Origin of the sequence: Bacteroides sp. ET71 (assembly GCF_023336905.1) — a bacterium.
Classification (GTDB): Bacteria; Bacteroidota; Bacteroidia; order Bacteroidales; family Bacteroidaceae; genus Bacteroides.
The window spans coordinates 1-18,665 of sequence record NZ_JAMBLS010000034.1; the positions used below are offsets into that span (position 1 = coordinate 1).

At 55.6% G+C, this 18,665-nt stretch carries 16 protein-coding genes; all 16 read left to right on the forward strand.

Annotated elements, in window-relative coordinates; genetic code table 11:
• Positions 1-324 precede the first annotated feature (324 nt).
• Positions 325-1,824: a 2-isopropylmalate synthase gene (locus M3090_RS13160; RefSeq protein WP_249057026.1), complete on the forward strand. Its 1,500-nt coding sequence runs from the start codon at positions 325-327 to the stop codon at positions 1,822-1,824.
• Between the two features lie 262 nt (positions 1,825-2,086).
• Positions 2,087-3,481, forward strand: a complete 1,395-nt coding sequence (gene leuC, locus M3090_RS13165; protein ID WP_249057028.1) for a 3-isopropylmalate dehydratase large subunit — start codon at positions 2,087-2,089, stop codon at positions 3,479-3,481.
• A 188-nt stretch (positions 3,482-3,669) separates the two neighbouring features.
• Entirely contained in the window at positions 3,670-4,269 is a 600-nt protein-coding gene (leuD, locus tag M3090_RS13170) for a 3-isopropylmalate dehydratase small subunit (RefSeq protein WP_249057030.1), read from the forward strand.
• Between the two features lie 14 nt (positions 4,270-4,283).
• Positions 4,284-4,685 (forward strand): GxxExxY protein, encoded by a 402-nt coding sequence (locus M3090_RS13175; protein ID WP_249057032.1) that lies wholly within the window; start codon positions 4,284-4,286, stop codon positions 4,683-4,685.
• Between the two features lie 1,184 nt (positions 4,686-5,869).
• The gene (locus M3090_RS13180) at positions 5,870-7,396 is read left to right on the forward strand and encodes an alpha-isopropylmalate synthase regulatory domain-containing protein (RefSeq protein WP_249057066.1); all 1,527 of its coding nucleotides are present in this window, start codon (positions 5,870-5,872) and stop codon (positions 7,394-7,396) included.
• A 166-nt stretch (positions 7,397-7,562) separates the two neighbouring features.
• Positions 7,563-7,868, forward strand: a complete 306-nt coding sequence (locus tag M3090_RS13185; protein ID WP_249057034.1) for a hypothetical protein — start codon at positions 7,563-7,565, stop codon at positions 7,866-7,868.
• Positions 7,869-7,891: 23 nt separating this feature from the next.
• Positions 7,892-8,950 (forward strand): 3-isopropylmalate dehydrogenase, encoded by a 1,059-nt coding sequence (gene leuB / locus M3090_RS13190; protein WP_249057036.1) that lies wholly within the window; start codon positions 7,892-7,894, stop codon positions 8,948-8,950.
• A gap of 127 nt (positions 8,951-9,077) precedes the next feature.
• Complete coding sequence (gene cysK, locus M3090_RS13195; RefSeq protein WP_249057038.1) at positions 9,078-10,025, forward strand: cysteine synthase A; 948 nt, start codon at positions 9,078-9,080, stop codon at positions 10,023-10,025.
• Positions 10,026-10,034: 9 nt separating this feature from the next.
• Positions 10,035-10,886, forward strand: a complete 852-nt coding sequence (locus M3090_RS13200) for a tetratricopeptide repeat protein (RefSeq protein WP_249057040.1) — start codon at positions 10,035-10,037, stop codon at positions 10,884-10,886.
• A gap of 210 nt (positions 10,887-11,096) precedes the next feature.
• The gene (locus M3090_RS13205) at positions 11,097-11,561 is read left to right on the forward strand and encodes a helix-turn-helix domain-containing protein (protein ID WP_249057042.1); all 465 of its coding nucleotides are present in this window, start codon (positions 11,097-11,099) and stop codon (positions 11,559-11,561) included.
• 130 nt (positions 11,562-11,691) lie between these two features.
• A complete protein-coding gene (locus tag M3090_RS13210) occupies positions 11,692-13,737 on the forward strand; it encodes a dipeptidyl peptidase 3 (RefSeq protein WP_249057043.1) in 2,046 nt (681 codons plus the stop codon).
• Between the two features lie 144 nt (positions 13,738-13,881).
• Positions 13,882-14,541, forward strand: coding sequence for a DNA alkylation repair protein (locus tag M3090_RS13215; RefSeq protein ID WP_249057045.1), 660 nt, complete (start codon positions 13,882-13,884; stop codon positions 14,539-14,541).
• An 89-nt stretch (positions 14,542-14,630) separates the two neighbouring features.
• Complete coding sequence (locus M3090_RS13220) at positions 14,631-15,125, forward strand: Fur family transcriptional regulator (protein WP_249057047.1); 495 nt, start codon at positions 14,631-14,633, stop codon at positions 15,123-15,125.
• Positions 15,122-16,399: an adenylosuccinate synthase gene (locus M3090_RS13225; RefSeq protein ID WP_249057050.1), complete on the forward strand. Its 1,278-nt coding sequence runs from the start codon at positions 15,122-15,124 to the stop codon at positions 16,397-16,399. The genes M3090_RS13220 and M3090_RS13225 overlap by 4 nt, the downstream gene beginning before the upstream one ends.
• Positions 16,400-16,481: 82 nt before the next feature.
• A complete protein-coding gene (locus tag M3090_RS13230) occupies positions 16,482-17,783 on the forward strand; it encodes an alpha-L-fucosidase (protein ID WP_249057051.1) in 1,302 nt (433 codons plus the stop codon).
• Between the two features lie 119 nt (positions 17,784-17,902).
• A complete protein-coding gene (locus M3090_RS13235; protein WP_249057053.1) occupies positions 17,903-18,586 on the forward strand; it encodes a zinc metallopeptidase in 684 nt (227 codons plus the stop codon).
• Positions 18,587-18,665 lie beyond the last annotated feature (79 nt).

Genomic DNA, 18,665 nt, shown 5'->3' on the forward strand with positions numbered 1-18,665 from the left:
TTGATTTCTGCCATATTCTCAGCTTTTCGGATTGTATTCTTATAAAATGATGTTTATTCGGATAAAAAACTTATTAATTTGTTTGCAGGCTATGAAATAATCCCTACCTTTGCGGGCGTAATAGCAAAAAGTAAGATGAATCAGAACTTTTCCTATATTCTACTGTGCGGTATTATTATTCTACTATCAAGCGTTAGTGGAAGTGAGTACTGTGCGTGACTATATGTAAGGACCTGAAGATATACGAAAGCCTTTCTCACTTCCGAGTGCGAAAGGCTTTTTTTATGAGCAAGACGTAATTATATAGATAAGTATAAAGAGACAATGAGCGACAGATTATTCATCTTTGACACGACACTCCGGGACGGTGAACAGGTGCCCGGATGTCAGTTGAATACGGTAGAGAAGATTCAAGTGGCCAAGCAGTTGGAACTGCTGGGCGTGGATGTGATTGAGGCGGGTTTTCCCATTTCCAGCCCGGGTGACTTCCATTCGGTGATTGAGATCTCGAAGGCGGTGACGTGGCCGACGATTTGTGCCCTGACGCGTGCTGTGCAGAAGGACATCGACGTGGCGGCGGACGCCTTAAAGTTTGCCAAGCACAAGCGTATCCATACGGGCATCGGTACGAGCGACGAGCATATCAAGTATAAATTCAATTCGAACCGGGAGGAGATTATCGAACGGGCGGTGGCCGCGGTGAAGTATGCCAAGAAGTATGTGGAGGACGTGGAGTTCTATGCCGAAGACGCCGGACGTACGGACAACGAGTATCTGGCCCGCGTCATTGAGGCTGTCGTCAAGGCGGGTGCCACGGTGGTGAACATCCCCGACACGACGGGCTACTGCCTGCCCTCGGAGTATGGCGAGAAGATTAAATACTTGATGGAGCACGTGGACGGCATCCACAACGCCGTCATCTCCACGCATTGCCACAACGACTTGGGCATGGCTACGGCCAACACCATGGCGGGCGTGCTGAACGGGGCGCGTCAGGTGGAGGTGACCATCAACGGCATAGGCGAGCGGGCCGGCAACACGTCGCTCGAGGAGGTGGCGATGATTCTGAAATGCCACAAGCACATCGGCATCGACACGAACATCAACACGCAGAAGATTTACCCCACCAGCCGCATGGTATCCAGCCTGATGAACATGCCCGTACAGCCCAACAAGGCCATCGTGGGGCGGAACGCCTTCGCACACAGCAGCGGCATCCATCAGGACGGCGTGTTGAAGAACGTGCAGACGTATGAAATCATCGACCCGCACGACGTGGGCATTGACGACAACAGCATCGTCCTCACCGCCCGCTCGGGCCGTGCCGCCTTGAAGAACCGCCTGCATGTGTTGGGCATCGACTTGCCGCAGGACAAGCTGGACAAGGTGTATGAGGACTTCCTTAAGCTGGCCGACAAGAAGAAGGACATCAACGACGACGACATCCTGTTGTTGGCCGGTGCCGACCGCAGCCAGAACCATCGCATCAAGGTGGACTACCTGCAGGTGACCAGCGGCGTGGGCGTGCACTCCGTGGCCAGCCTGGGACTGAGCATTGCCGGCGAGAAGTTCGAAGACTGTGCCTCGGGCAACGGCCCCGTGGATGCTGCCATCAAGGCGCTGAAGAAGATTATCAACCGTCAGATGACGCTGAAGGAGTTCACCATCCAAGCCATTAGCAAGGGCAGCGACGACATGGGCAAGGTGCACATGCAGGTGGAGTACGACGGGCACGTGTACTATGGATTCGGCGCCAACACGGACATCATCGCCGCCTCGGTCGAAGCCTATGTGGACTGTATCAACAAGTTTAAGCTGGACTGATTTGTAAAGATTGGTTGTTCCCTTGAAAAATGCCGTCCGACAGCCGATTTAAGAACGGCACCCCCGCCAGAAGGTATTGTAGCGGGGGTAGGGAGAGGGCATTGACACTTAGCACAAGTATGGCCGACACTTAGCACAAGTGTCAGGGACACTTAGCACAGGTGTCGGGGACACTTAGCACAAGTGTCAGCCACACTTAAGGGAAGTGTCGGCGGGGAGAATAATTGTACATAATATTTATCATCAGAAATAACAGAAAGACATGAATACCTTATTCGACAAAATCTGGGACGCCCACGTGGTTCAGCAAGTCACGGACGGCCCCACACAACTCTACATCGACCGCCTCTATTGCCACGAGGTCACCAGTCCCCAGGCTTTCGAGGGCCTGCGCAGCCGCGGCATCCGCTGCCTCCGTCCGGAGCGCATCTTCTGCATGCCCGACCATAACACCCCCACGCACGACCAGGACAAACCCATCGCAGACCCCGTCTCCCGCGCACAGGTCGACACCCTGGCCCGCAACGCCCATGACTTCGGCCTGACGCACTTCGGCATGATGGACCCGCGGAATGGCATCATCCACGTCGTCGGACCGGAGCAGGGACTGACCTTGCCGGGCATGACCATCGTCTGCGGAGACTCGCACACCTCCACACACGGGGCGATGGGCGCCGTGGCCTTCGGCATCGGCACCAGCGAGGTGGAGATGGTGCTCGCCTCGCAGTGCATCCTCCAGACGCGGCCCAAGACCATGCGCATCACCGTGGACGGACAGCTCGGCCGCGGCGTCACCGCCAAAGACCTGGCGCTCTACATGATGATGAAGATGACTACCTCGGGTGCCACGGGCTACTTCGTGGAATATGCCGGCAGCGCCGTGCGCTCACTCACCATGGAAGGCCGTCTCACCCTATGCAACCTCTCCATCGAGATGGGCGCCCGCGGCGGCATGGTGGCGCCGGACGACGTCACCTTCGCCTACCTGAAAGGCCGTCCCTATGCCCCGAAAGGCGAGGACTGGGAGCGCGCCGTAGCCTACTGGCGCACCCTCCGCAGCGACGACGACGCCGTGTTCGACCAGGAAATCCGCTTTGATGCCGCCGACATCGAGCCGATGATTACCTACGGCACCAATCCCGGCATGGGCACGGGCATCACGCAGTCCATTCCCACCACCGAGGGGATGGGCGAGGCAGCCCGCGCGTCTTTCGAGAAATCCCTCGGCTACATGGGCTTCCACCCCGGCGAACCCTTGTTGGGCAAGAAGATAGACTACGTCTTCCTGGGCGCCTGCACCAACGGCCGCATCGAGGACTTCCGTGCCTTTGCCTCCATCGTCAAGGGGCGGAAGAAGGCGGACGGCGTGGTGGCCTGGCTCGTTCCCGGCTCGTGGACGGTGGACAAGCAGATTCGCGAAGAGGGGCTGGACAAGGTGCTGGCCGAGGCAGGTTTCGAAATCCGCCAGCCCGGCTGCTCGGCCTGCCTGGCCATGAACGACGACAAGGTGCCCGCAGGCAAGTATGCCGTGTCGACCAGCAACCGCAACTTCGAAGGCCGTCAAGGTCCCGGCAGCCGCACGCTCCTGGCCAGTCCGCTGACCGCTGCCGCCGCTGCCGTGACCGGGGTGATTACTGACCCGCGCGAGCTTCTATAATCGTACGTCGCGCAAATGGTATCTGTCATCCTGAGCGAAACGAAGTGAAGCCGAAGGATCTCACTATATGTGCTGCCCTTGGTAGGATGCTTGTCGGGAGATGTTTCGACTGCGCCCTGCGGGCTCCGCTCAACATGACAGATGCTCTTTGCGTACAATTATCTTCAATCACATCATAAAATAGGATTATGAAACAGAAATTCGACATACTCACATCCACCTGCGTCCCCCTGCCTTTGGAGAACGTAGACACCGACCAAATCATCCCCGCCCGCTTCCTGAAGGCGACGACCCGCGATGAAAAGTTCTTTGGCGACAACCTCTTCCGCGACTGGCGCTACCGTCCCGACGGGACGCCGAACCCGGACTTCGTGCTGAACAATCCCAAGTACGGCGGGCAAATCCTCGTGGCCGGGCAGAACTTCGGCTCGGGCAGCAGCCGCGAACACGCCGCTTGGGCCATCGCGGGCTACGGCTTCCGCGTGGTGGTCAGCAGCTTCTTTGCGGACATTCACAAGAACAATGAGCTGAACAACTTCGTGCTGCCCGTGGTGGTCAGTCCGGATTTCCTCCGCGAGCTGTTCGACAGTATCTTTGCCGACCCCGGGACGCTGGTGGAAGTCAACCTGCCTGCGCAGACCATCACCAACAAGGCCACGGGCCGCTCCGAGCACTTCGACATCAACGCCTACAAGAAGCATTGCCTGATGAACGGCCTGGACGACATCGACTTCCTGCTGGAGAACGTAAATAAAATAGAGTGTTACGAAGAAATGGCACGCAGATAACACAGATTAAGCCGATGACCACAGATTTTTTGCCGACGGATTATTTGTATAAAGAAGAGACTGACGGTATTATCGCAGCCTTTTATGAAGTGTATAATACGCTGGGATATGGTTTTCTGGAGCGGGTATATCAGAATGCTCTTTACCTGGAATTGCAGCAGAGAGGCTTCGATTGCAAGGTCCAATATCCTATTAAAGTCACGTTCAAGGGGCGGAAAGTCGGTGAATACTATGCCGATATGCTCGTGAATGACTGTGTCATCTTGGAATTGAAATCTGTGGGTATGTTGCTTCGCGAGCACGAACTCCAGTTGATAAACTATCTGAAAGCCACCGATATAGAGGTTGGCTTGCTACTGAATTTCGGCGAGAGGCCGCAGGTGCGCCGCAAGATTTTCACCAACAGCTATAAGTGAAAATCAGTGGTCACCAGTAGAATCCGTGTTATCTGTGTGGCAGAAAGTAAATGATTCTGCACGCAGATGACGCAGATGATGCCGATTCTCGCAGATTTTTCTCAACAAGAAAATCAGTGGTCATCTATTGAATCCGTGTTATCTGTGTGGCAGAAAGTAAATGATTCTGCACGCAGATGACACTGATGGTGCTGATTCTCGCAGATTTTTCTCAACAAGAAAATCAGTGGTCATCTATTGAATCCGTGTTATCTGTGTGGCAGAAAGTAAATGATTCTGCACGCAGATGACGCAGATGATGCCGATTCTCGCAGATTTTAATCAACAAGAAAATCAGTGGTCACCAGTAGAATCCGTGTTATCTGTGTGGCAGAAAGTAAATGATTCTGCACGCAGATGACACTGATGATGCCGATTCTCGCAGATTTTTATCAACAAGAAAATCAGTGGTCACCAGTAGAATCCGTGTTATCTGTGTAGCAGAAAGTAAATGATTCTGCACGCAGATGACACTGATGATGCTGATTCTCGCAGATTTTAATCAACAAGAAAATCAGTGGTCACCAGTAGAATCTGTGTTATCTGTGTGGTAGAAAGTAAATGATTCTGCACGCAGATGACGCAGATGATGCTGATTTTCGCAGATTTTTCTCAACAAGAAAATCAGTGGTCACCAGTAGAATCCGTGTTATCTGTGTGGCAGAAAGTAAATGATTCTGCACGCAGATGACGCAGATGATGCCGATTCTCGCAGATTTTAATCAACAAGAAAATCAGTGGTCACCAGTAGAATCCGTGTTATCTGTGTGGCAGAAAGTAAATGATTCTGCACGCAGATGACACTGATGATGCCGATTCTCGCAGATTTTTATCAACAAGAAAATCAGTGGTCACCAGTAGAATCCGTGTTATCTGTGTGGCAGAAAGTAAATGATTCTGCACGCAGATGACGCAGATGATGCTGATTTTCGCAGATTTTTCTCAACAAGAAAATCTGTGGTCATCTATTGAATCCGTGTCATCTGCGTGCTATAAAATGAATGATTCCGCACGCAGATGACGCAGAAGATGCCGATTTTCGCAGATTTTTATCAACAAGAAAATCTGTGGTCATCTGTAGAATCAGTGTTATCTGTGTGCCATAAAATGAAAATAAACCTATGACCCATCCTGAAATAGAAATCATGGACACCACCCTGCGCGACGGTGAGCAGACCAGCGGAGTGTCGTTCGTGCCGCACGAGAAGCTGATGATTGCCCGCCTGCTGCTCGAGGAGCTGAAGGTGGACCGCGTGGAGGTGGCATCGGCACGGGTGTCTGAAGGCGAGCGTAACGCCGTGAAAATCATCTGCGACTGGGCTGCGCGCCGCGACCTCTTGCCGCGTGTCGAGGTGCTGGGCTTCGTGGACGGACACGAGTCTGTCGACTGGGTCCGCTCCACGGGCTGCCGTGTCATCAACCTGCTGTGCAAGGGCTCGGAGAAGCACTGCCGTTATCAGTTGAAGAAGACGCCGCAGGAGCATATCGACGACATCCTCCGTGTGGTGGATTATGCCCAGGAGCAGGACATGGAGGTGAACGTTTATCTGGAGGACTGGAGCGGGGGCATGAAAGATTCGCCCGACTATGTCTTCCAGCTCATGGCGGCCTTGGCCGACAGCCCCATCAGGCGGTACATGTTGCCCGACACGCTGGGCATACTGAACCCGCTGCAAGTCATCGAGTACATGCGCAAGATGATGAAGCGCTATCCGCAGAAGCATTTCGACTTCCACGCGCACAATGACTATGACCTGGCCGTCTCGAACGTCCTGGCCGCCGTCCTTTCGGGCTGCAGAGGGTTGCATACGACGATAAACGGGCTGGGCGAGCGGGCCGGGAACGCCCCGCTGGCCTCGGTGCAGGCCATCTTGAAGGACCACTTCCAGGCCCGGACGCGCATCGACGAGAGCCGGCTGTACGACGTGAGCCGCGTGGTCGAGTCGTACTCGGGCGTCGTCATCCCGCCCAACAAGCCGATAGTGGGCGACAACGTCTTCACCCAGGTGGCGGGCGTGCATGCCGACGGCGACAACAAGCGCAACCTGTACTGCAACGACCTCCTGCCCGAACGCTTCGGACGCAAGCGCGAGTATGCCTTGGGCAAGACTTCGGGCAAGGCCAACATCCGCAAGAACCTCGAAGACCTGGGCCTGCAGTTGGACGAAGAATCCATGCGGAAGGTGACCGAGCGCATCATCGAGCTGGGCGACAAGAAGGAGCTGGTGACGCAGGAAGACCTGCCGTACATCGTCAGCGACGTCCTGAAGCACGACGTGCAGGGCGAGCGGGTGCGCCTGGTCAGCTACATCGTCAACCTGGCGCACGGGCTCAAGCCCATGGCCACGCTCCGTGTCGAAATCAACGGCACACCGTATGAAGAAAGCTCGAGCGGCGACGGCCAGTACGACGCCTTCGTCCGTGCCTTGCGCAAAATCTACAAGGGCACGCTGGGCCGCCGCTTCCCGATGCTGACCAACTACGCCGTCAGCATCCCCCCCGGAGGGCGCACCGACGCGTTCGTGCAGACCGTCATCACGTGGCAGTTCGACGGCCGCGTGTTCCGCACCCGCGGGCTGGACGCCGACCAGACGGAGGCCGCCATCAAGGCCACGATGAAGATGCTGAACCTCATCGAAGGCGATTTCGACCGGCCGTCGGCGGAGGCCTGAAAAAAGACCGCGGTCTTTTTCAGAAAACACCGCGGTCTTTTTCAAGAAACACCGCGGTCTTTTTCAAGAAACACCGCGGTCTTTTTTCGGAAGCACCGTGGTCTTTTCCGGAAAGCACCGCGGTGATTGCAAGAAATCCCGCCCGGAGTTCGCTCAAACTCTGCCCATGTTTTGCATAAATTCTGCCCGGGTTTTCAGAAGCCCCCGGGCGGAAGGCCGGAAGAAGCTCCTGAAATCATTAAAAAAACAGAACGACATGAAGAAAACAGGCTCGAAGTTTTGGTTGCGTTGCGCAATCGTATTTATTTTGCTGATGCTCGTCAACGGCACGCGCTGGCGACTCTTCCCCGGCGACGACCCCGAGGGCGGCAACCTGCTGGTCAACGCCGCGATGGCCGCTGCCGGGACGGCCGTTTACGCCCTGGCCGACTGGTGCGTGCGCCGCATCCGCCGTATGAAGAAAAAAGTATAACGAACATTAAAACAACAATAGCTATGGAACTGAAAATTGCCGTATTGGCCGGTGACGGAATCGGCCCCGAAATCTCCGCCGTGGGCGTCGACGTGCTCACCGCGGTCTGCGAAAAGTTTGGACACAAAGTCCACTATGAATACGCCCCCTGCGGCGCGGATGCCATCGACCGGGTGGGCGACCCCTTCCCCGAAGACACCTACCAGGTGTGCAAAAACTCCGATGCCGTCCTCTTCTCCGCCGTCGGCGACCCGAAGTATGACAACGACCCCACCGCCCGCGTACGCCCCGAACAAGGCCTCCTGGCCATGAGGAAACGCCTCGGACTCTACGCCAACATCCGCCCCGTGCAGACGTTCAAGTGTCTGCTCCACCTCAGCCCCCTGCGTGCCGACCTCGTCGAAGGCGCCGACTTCCTGTGCATCCGCGAGCTGACCGGCGGCATGTACTTCGGCGAGAAATATCAGGACAACGACAAAGCCTGGGACACCAACTACTACACCCGCCCGGAGATTGAACGCATCCTGCGCGTCGCCTTCGAATACGCCCGCCGTCGCCGTCACCACCTCACCGTGGTCGACAAGGCCAACGTCCTCGCCTCCTCCCGCCTCTGGCGCCAGATTGCCCAGGAGATGGCCCCGCAATGGCCCGACGTCACCACCGACTACATGTTCGTGGACAACGCCGCCATGAAGATGATACAGCAGCCCGGCTTCTTCGACGTCATCGTCACCGAAAACACCTTCGGCGACATCCTCACCGACGAAGGCTCCGTCATCAGCGGCTCCATGGGCCTCCTGCCCTCCGCCTCCACGGGCGACAGCACCCCGGTCTTCGAGCCCATCCACGGCTCCTGGCCGCAAGCCAAAGGGCAGAACATCGCCAATCCGCTGGCACAAGTGCTGTCCGTCGCCATGCTCCTCGAACATTTCGACCTGCGCGAAGAGGGCGCCCTCGTGCGCCGTGCCGTCGACGCCTCGCTCGACGCCTGTGTCCGCACCCCGGAGATACAGGTGCCCGGCGGCGCACACTACGGCACCCGCGAAGTCGGACAGTGGCTCGTGAACTACATCCGCGGCTGAATCATTCACTTTATGGCACGCAGATGACGCTGATAATGCAGATTTTCACAGATTCTTATCTACAAAAAAATCTGTGGTCATCTGTAGAATCTGCGTCATCTGCGTGCCAACAATCCCCATTTTCTCTATGGATATCGCAAAGAACCTCACCGCCCTCATCGGCCGCACCCCCTTGGTGGAGCTGGGCGGATACAGCCGTCATTACGACCTTCCGCGCCCCCTTGTCGCCAAAGTCGAAGCCTTCAACCCCAGCGGCAGCGTGAAAGCCCGTGCCGCCCTCGCCCTCATCGACGACGCCGAACGCCGTGGCCTCCTCCGTCCTGGCGCCACCCTCATCGAACCCACCAGCGGCAACACCGGCGTGGGCCTCGCCATGGTCGCCGCCATCCGCCGCTACCGCCTCATCCTCACCATGCCCGAGACCATGAGCATCGAGCGTCGCAACCTGCTCCGCATGCTGGGCGCCGAACTCGTCCTCACCCCCGGTGCGGCAGGCATGGCCGGCGCCGTGGCCAAAGCCGACGAGCTGCACGCCACCATCCCCGGCTCGTTCATCCCCAGCCAGTTCGACAACCCCGCCAATCCCCGCGTCCACGAGCTGACCACAGGCCCCGAAATCTGGCAAGACACCGACGGACAGGTCGGCGCCTTCGTCGCCGGTGTCGGCACCGGAGGCACCATCTCCGGCGTGGGCCGCGCCCTGAAACGGCAGAATCCCGCCGTGCGCATCGTGGCCGTCGAGCCGTCCGCTTCGCCCCTCCTGAGCGGCGGGCAGGCCGGACCCCACCGCATCCAGGGCATCGGAGCGAACTTCATCCCCGCCAACTTCGACGCCTCCGTGGTCGACGAAGTGCTGCCCGTCTCCGACGACGACGCTCTGCGCGCCGCCCGCCTGCTGGCCCGCACCGACGGACTGATGGTGGGCATCTCGTCGGGTGCCGCCCTCAGTGCCGCCACCCGCCTGGCCCAACGTCCGGAGATGGCCGGCAAGCTCATCGTCGTCCTTCTGCCCGACACCGGCGAGCGCTACCTCTCCACCGACCTCTTCGCCTTCGACACCCATCCATTAGACTGACTTTTCCCGATGAAACGACCGATTCTTTCCCTCCTCCTCCTCGTCTCCCTGGCGTTGCCCGCCGCCTCGCAGACCTACGAACAGTTGTGCGAACGTGCCTCCACGGCCATCGAGCGCGACAGTCTCGACGTGGCCGAACAATGCATCCGCGCGGCTCTCCGCCTCGACCCGGCCAACGGGCGCAACGCGCTCCTCTTTGCCAATCTCGGCACCGTGCAGCGTCTCCGCGGACAGTTGCGCGAAGCACTCCAGTCATACACCTATGCACTGAACATGGTTCCGCGCAACGTCCCCATCCTTTCGGACAGGGCCGCCCTCTATCTCGAGCTGGGCGAGGCCGACAAGGCGCGGATGGATTACTCCCTCGTGCTCGACCTCCAGCCCGACAACAAGGAGGCCCTGCGGATGCGTGCCTATATCTATTCGGAGCAAAAGGACTACCAGTCCGCCCGTGCCGATTACGAGCATCTGCTGCAACTCTCGCCTCAAGATTTCAACGGCCGCCTGGGCTTGGCCATGCTCTGCCAGAAAGAGGGCAAGTTGAAGGAGGCTCTCGCCATTCTCGACGCGATGGTGAACGAGAAAGGCGAGGGCACTTCGCTGGTCACCGCACCCCAACATGCTGTGGTCTACGTGGCCCGCGCCGGTGTGCAGCAGGAAGCCGGTAACCTGCCGATGGCTTTGCTTGACTTGGAAGAAGCCATCCGCCTGGATGATTCCCGTGCGGAAGCTTACCTGATGCGGGGGCAAATCTATCTGTCGCAGCACAAGAAGTCGGAAGCGAAAGACGATTTTGAGAAAGCCGTCGAGCGGGGCATCCCGCCAAGCGACGTGGCCCCTCTGCTGAAGCTGTGCCGTTGACAGTTTTTCCTACCTCCTTTTTCCGAGAATTGTTAAAGTTTCTTGTCGTTCCCTTCTTATGAGACAGCGGTGGCCTTCTGCCCGTTTCTTCCCTAAAAATAAGGCTTGTAAAAGTTGCATATTTAAGAAAAATGTCAGACTTTTGTAAAGTCTAAGTAATAAGAGAAAGCCCGGCTTTCCAGTTTAAACAACCCTAACCCTGAAAGTTGAATGAGTGATTTAGAAAACAATGTGCAGGAGCCGGAAGTCAAAAAACGTCCTTACAACCTGCGCGAGAAGAAGCTTAAAGATGCTGCCTACCGCTCGTTGATACGTCCGGAACTGGCAGATGAGTTGTATGACAAGATTCTGAACATTATCGTTGTTCAGAAGAAGTACAGAGATCCCAACTATTCCGCTAAAGATTTAGCCAAGGATTTGCAGACCAATACGCGTTATCTGTCTGCGGTGGTCAACTCCCGTTTTGGCATGAACTATTCGTGCTTGCTGAACGAGTATCGGATAAAAGAGGCCATGCATTTGCTGACAGACAAACGTTATGCCGATAAGAACGTGGAAGAGATTAGCACAATGGTTGGTTTTGCCAACCGCCAGTCGTTCTATGCCGCGTTCTACAAGAATGTAGGCGAGACGCCCAATGGATACCGCAGGAAACATTCTGAGCGAAAGAAATAATCTTGTTCGGGCAGACCGTCCTGTAAACAGGGAAAGGAATATTTCGAGATTTCGGCTGGTCTCGGGATACTCCTTTCTGTTTTTTGAAGCATATAGCCCTATGTATATTTAATTAATCCGTTATATTTTTATGAAAAAACATCTTATTTCGGCGGCACTCGCCGTAGCTTTGCTCAGTGCGTGTGGCACCGCTTCGAAGGCGCCTGCCGAAACTGAAAAATTTGATTACACCGTGGAACAGTTTGCAGATTTACAGATTTTGCGCTATCGTGTGCCTGGGTTCGAGGAACTGACCCTTGACCAAAAGAAGTTAGTGTATTACCTGACGGAAGCCGCCTTGCAGGGGCGTGACATCCTTTTCGACCAGAACGGCAAGTACAACCTCGTCATCCGCAAGATGCTGGAGGCTGTCTATACCGGCTATACGGGCGACAAGACGTCGGCCGATTTCAAGGCAATGGAAGTCTACCTGAAGCGTGTCTGGTTCTCCAACGGCATCCACCATCATTATGGAAGCGAGAAGTTCGTTCCTGGCTTCAGTCCTGAGTTCTTCAAACAAGCATTGCTCAGCGTGGACGCTTCCACGTTGCCATTGGCCGAAGGGCAGACCGTCGAGCAATTGTGCGACGAGGTATTTCCCGTTATCTTCGACCCGAAGGTGATGCCCAAGCGTGTGAACCAGGCCGATGGCGAAGACTTGATTCTGACCTCTGCCTGCAACTACTACGACGGCGTGACGCAAGCGGAAGCTGAAGCTTTCTATGCAGCCATGAAAGATCCGAAAGATGAGACTCCCATCTCTTACGGTCTGAATAGCAGGCTGGTGAAGGAGAACGGCAAGCTAGTGGAGAAGGTCTGGAAGGTGGGAGGCCTCTACGGCCAGGCCATCGAGAAGATTGTCTACTGGCTGAAGAAGGCAGAGACTGTGGCCGAAACCCCGGAACAGAAGGCGGTCATTGCCAAGTTGGTGGAGTATTACGAGACGGGCGATTTGAAGAAGTTCGACGAGTATGCCATCCTGTGGGTGAAGGACCTCAACTCGCGCGTAGACTTTGTAAACGGATTTACCGAGAACTACGGCGACCCGCTGGGCATGAAGGCCAGTTGGGAGTCTTTGGTCAACTTCAAAGACCTGGAAGCCACGCACCGCACGGAGGTTATCAGCAGCAATGCCCAGTGGTTTGAAGACCATTCGCCCGTGGACAAACAGTTTAAGAAGGAGCAAGTGAAAGGTGTTTCGGCCAAGGTCATCACGGCGGCCATATTGGCAGGTGACCTTTATCCGTCTACGGCCATCGGCATCAACCTGCCCAATGCCAACTGGATTCGTGCGCAGTATGGTTCGAAGTCTGTCACTATCGGCAACATCACCGATGCCTACAACAAGGCTGCTCATGGCAACGGATTCAATGAAGAGTTCGTTATCAGCTCCGAAGAATTGCAGTTGATAGACAAATATGCCGACCTGACGGACGAACTGCACACCGACCTGCATGAGTGTCTGGGACACGGTTCGGGCAAGATGGCTCCGGGTGCCGACCCCGATGCGCTGAAAGCCTACGGCTCGACCATCGAGGAGGCGCGTGCCGACCTCTTCGGTCTCTACTACGTGGCCGATCCGAAACTGGTGGAGCTGGGACTGCTGCCGGACACCACTGCCTACCACGCCCAGTATTATACCTACCTGATGAACGGCCTGATGACCCAGTTGGTACGTATCGAGCCGGGTAACCAGGTGGAAGAGGCGCACATGCGCAACCGCCAACTCATTGCCCGCTGGGTGTATGAGAAAGGCCTGCCCGACAAGGTGGTGGAACTGGTGAAGCGTGACGGCAAGACCTACGTGCAGGTGAACGATTACGGCAAGCTGCGCGGCTTGTTCGGGCAGTTGCTGGCCGAAATCCAGCGCGTGAAGTCTACTGGTGACTTTGCCGCTGCCCGCGACCTGGTGGAAAACTACGCCGTCAAAGTCGATCCCGCCCTGCACAAAGAGGTGCTGGAGCGTTACAAGAAGCTGAACCTGGCTCCCTACAAAGGCTTTGTCAACCCCGTCTACACGGCCGTGACCGATGCTGAGGGCCATATCACCGACGTCACCGTCAGCTACGACGAAGACTACGTGGAGCAGATGCTTCGTTACAGCCGCGACTACGCCACCCTGCCCGTGCGCAACTGACCTTTCGGGCTTGCGGCGTGCATCGTCGGCCGCGGCGCACCATAGCCGTGGCTCTTCCGCACCGGAAGCGCGCTTCTTCCGAACAGGGGGCACGCTTCCGGTGCTTCATTTTTAACCCGCTAAAACTCAGTAGATATTCAAGACATGGATTTACACGAACAACTGAAAGATATCAAGACTCAGTTCCGGTTGGCCATGAATGGGGCCGTGTCGCAAAGCATGCGCGAGAAGGGACTGGTCTACAAGCTGAACTTCGGCGTCGAACTGCCCCGTATCAAGCAGATTGCCGCCCGCTACGAGCCAAATCATGAACTGGCCCAAGCCTTGTGGAAGGAAGACATCCGCGAGTGTAAGATTCTGGCAACCCTGTTGCAACCGGTAGAAACCTTCCTGCCGGAGATTGCCGACATCTGGGTGGAGAGCATCCGCAACATCGAGATGGCCGAGCTGGCCAGCATGAACCTCTTCTGCCGCCTGCCCTACGCTCCGCAGAAATCCCTGCAATGGATGGCCGACGAGCGCGAATACGTCCAGGTCTGCGGCTTCCTGACCGCTGCCCGCCTGCTGATGCAGAAAGGAGACGTGGACGGACGGACCGAAAACGAACTGCTGGACCAGGCCATCGCCGCCTTCCTGTCAGGCTCCTATCATGTGCGCAACGCCGCTGCGGCCGTCATACGACGTTTCATGCAGCACAGCAGAGAAAACGCTTTCCGCATGTGCCGCCGCGTGGAGGCGATGAAAGATTCGGCCTCGCCCGACGAGCAATTGCTCTACAATCTGGTGAAGGCCGAGGCGGAGTGACTTCTTAACTCCTACTAAAAAAACATCGTTTCGCGCTTGCTTTCACGGAAAAAGAACTAACTTTGTTCGCTGTTACACAACCCGCCGATATGGAAGAAAAGAATGTGAAAGATACAGTACGGCAGATATTCACCGAATACCTGAACGCGAACGGACATCGCAAGACGCCCGAACGCTATGCCATACTCGACACCATCTATTCCATCGAAGGGCACTTTGACATCGACACGCTCTATTCGCTCATGGCCGATCAGGAAAACTTCCGCGTCAGCCGGGCTACGCTTTACAACACCATCATCCTGCTTATCAACGCACGGTTGGTCATCAAACACCAGTTCGGAAACTCCTCCCAGTACGAGAAGTGCTACAACCGCGACACGCACCATCATCAGATTTGCACCCAGTGCGGCAAAGTCGTGGAGTTTCAGAACGAACAGTTGCAGCAGGCCATTGCCAATACCAAGTTAAGCCGGTTCAGCCTGACACACTACTCGCTCTACCTTTACGGCTTGTGTAGCAAGTGCGAGCGTGCCAACAAGAGGAAAAAAAACAATAATCAATCACAACATAAGAAAGAAAAATGAAAGTAGACGTACTGTTAGGATTACAATGGGGCGACGAAGGCAAAGGCAAGGTCGTCGACGTGCTGACCCCCCGCTATGACGTGGTGGCCCGTTTCCAGGGTGGCCCCAACGCCGGGCACACTCTCGAGTTCGCAGGACAGAAATACGTGTTGCGCTCCATCCCCTCGGGCATATTCCAGGGCGATAAAATCAACATCATAGGTAACGGTGTGGTGCTGGACCCCGCCCTCTTCAAAGCCGAAGCCGAGGCGCTGGAGGCATCGGGCCATCCGCTGAAGGAACGCCTGCACATCTCGAAAAAGGCACACCTTATCCTGCCGACGCACCGCCTGCTGGACGCTGCCTACGAGATGGCCAAGGGCGACGCCAAGGTGGGCACCACGGGCAAGGGCATCGGCCCCACTTATACCGACAAGATAAGCCGCAACGGCCTGCGTGTGGGCGACATCCTGCATAACTTTGAGGCGAAGTACGAAGCGGCCAAGGCTCGGCACATCCAAATCCTGAAGAACCTGAACTACGGCCCTTACGATTTGGAAGGCATGGAAAAAGCCTGGTTGGAAGGCATCGAATACCTGAAGCAGTTCCACTTGGTGGACAGCGAACACGAAGTGAATCACCTGCTCGACCAAGGCAAATCCGTTCTTTGCGAAGGTGCGCAGGGCACGATGCTCGACATTGATTTCGGTTCCTATCCCTTCGTCACCTCTTCCAACACCATCTGCGCCGGTGCCTGCACGGGCTTGGGCGTGGCTCCCAACAAGATAGGCGAAGTGTACGGCATCTTCAAGGCCTATTGTACCCGTGTCGGTGCAGGTCCCTTCCCCACGGAACTGTTCGACGAGACGGGCGAGAAGATTTGTGCCTTGGGACACGAGTTCGGCGCCGTGACAGGTCGCAAGCGCCGTTGCGGGTGGATTGACCTCGTGGCGCTGAAATACGCAGTCATGGTGGACGGTGTGACCAAGCTCATCATGATGAAAAGTGACGTGCTCGACTCGTTCGAGACCATCAAGGCTTGTGTGGCCTACAAAATTGACGGTGAAGAAACCGATCGCTTCCCCTTCGACATCACCGAAGGTGTGGAACCGGTTTATGTGGAGTTGCCCGGCTGGCAGACCGACATGACGAAGATGCAGAGCGAAGACGAATTTCCTGAAGAATTCAATGCCTACATCTCGTTCTTGGAAGACCAATTGGGCGTGCCTATCAAATTTGTCTCTATCGGCCCAGACCGTGAGCAGACTATCGAACGCTACACGGAAGAAGCTTGATGCAGAAGAATAAAGGCTCTTTCCTGTCCTTAAACAGACGGGGAAGGGCTTTTTTGTTTGTAACCTCTTATCTTTTTTTGACATGAAAACAAAACTTCTTTCTCTCCTGATGGCATGCAGTTTGGCATTTCCTGTAAAGGCTCAGTCATACCAGCCAACCGAAGAAAACCTGAAATCCCGGCAGGAATTCCGCGACGCTAAATTCGGCGTCTTCTTGCACTGGGGCTTGTATGCCATGCTCGCTACGGGCGAATGGACAATGAACAATGCCAAAATAAACTATAAGGAATATGCCAAGTTGGCAGGCGGTTTCTACCCCTCGAAATTCAATGCCGCCGAATGGGTGGCCGCCATTAAGGCGTCGGGTGCCAAGTACATCTGCTTCACCAGTCGTCACCACGAGGGCTTCTCGATGTTTGACACAAAATATTCCGATTACAACATCGTGGACGCCACGCCCTTTAAACGCGATGTGCTGAAGGAACTGGCTGACGAGTGCCAGAAGCAGGGCATACGCCTGCATTTGTATTATTCGCATATCGACTGGTACCGGGAAGATGCCGTGTGGGGGCGCACAGGCCGCGGCACAGGTCGTCCCAATCCCGAAGGCGACTGGGACAGCTACTATACCTTCATGAACAATCAGTTGACCGAGTTGCTGACTAACTACGGCCCCATCGGTGCCATCTGGTTCGACGGCTGGTGGGATCAAGACCAGAATCCGGATTTCGACTGGGAATTGCCCGAACAATATGCCTTGATACACCGGCTGCAACCCGCCTGCCTGGTGGGCAATAACCATCATCAGGTGCCCTTCGAGGGGGAAGACATCCAAATCTTCGAGCGCGACCTGCCGGGCGAAAACAAGGCGGGGCTTTCGGGACAAGGTATCAGTGCCCTGCCATTGGAAACTTGCCAGACGATGAACGGCATGTGGGGCTACAAGATTACGGACCAGAATTATAAGTCGACTAAAGAGCTGATTCAGTACTTGGTGGGCGCCGCTGTGAAAGATGCCAATCTGCTGATGAACATAGGCCCGCAACCCGACGGGGAATTGCCCGAAGTGGCCGTGCAACGTCTGGCCGAGATGGGCGAGTGGATGAAGGTGTATGGAGAGACTATTTATGGTACGCGGGGTGGTTGTGTAGCTCCTCATCCGTGGGGAGGCACGACGCAAAAGGGCAATAAGCTCTATGTGCACATCCTTGACTTGCAAGATAAAGCTTTGTTCTTGCCTATTGTGGGCAAGAAAGTAAAGAAAGCCCGTTACTTTGTAGACGGAACTCCCGTGAAGTTCCAGAAAAATAACGAAGGCTATACGCTCTTGCTGAATGACGTGCCGACGGACATCGATACCGTTATAGAACTGGAATTAGATTGAGTTTTAGCTAATTCTTCCTAAAAGAAAGGGGAAACGGCGGCTTAGTCCGTAGTTTCCCCTTATTTTTGGCAAACAATTTGTTTTATAGTATTGCATATTAACCCCTAAACAAGAACAGAATGATAGGAATACAATGGATTATCTTTATCGGCGTGGCTGTGGTCAGTTGGCTGGTGCAGTTGAATCTGCAGAACAAGTTTAAGAAATACTCCAAAATCCCCACCAACAATGGCATGACCGGCCGCGAGGTGGCGCAGAAGATGCTGTATGACAATGGCATCTACGACGTGCAGGTGACGTGCACGCCCGGTCATCTGACCGACCACTACAATCCCGCCAACAAGACGGTGAACCTGAGCGAAAGCGTCTATAACAGCAACAGTGTGATGGCTGCCGCCGTGGCTGCCCACGAATGTGGACACGCCGTGCAGCATGCTTGTGCTTACGGCCCCTTGCAGATGCGCAGTGCGCTGGTGCCGGTGGTTTCGTTTGCCTCGCAGTGGGTGACGTGGGTCATCTTGGCGGGTATTTTGCTGATTAACTCTTTCCCATCTATCCTCTTGGCAGGCATCATCCTTTTTGCCTTGACCACGTTGTTCAGCTTCGTGACTCTGCCGGTGGAAATCAATGCCAGCAAGCGTGCCTTGGTGTGGCTCAGTTCGTCCGGCATCACCAATTCGTATAACCACGACAAGGCCGAAGATGCCCTGCGTTCGGCTGCTTACACGTATGTGGTGGCTGCCCTCGGTTCGTTGGCTACGCTTATCTATTATATTATGATATTCATGGGCCGCCGCGAGTGATGCGGTGGAGGCTTGGGCTTGTGTAAAAGGAACGGCGCAAATCCGGTGGAGGGTTCCACGGGTTTGCGCCGTTTCGTTT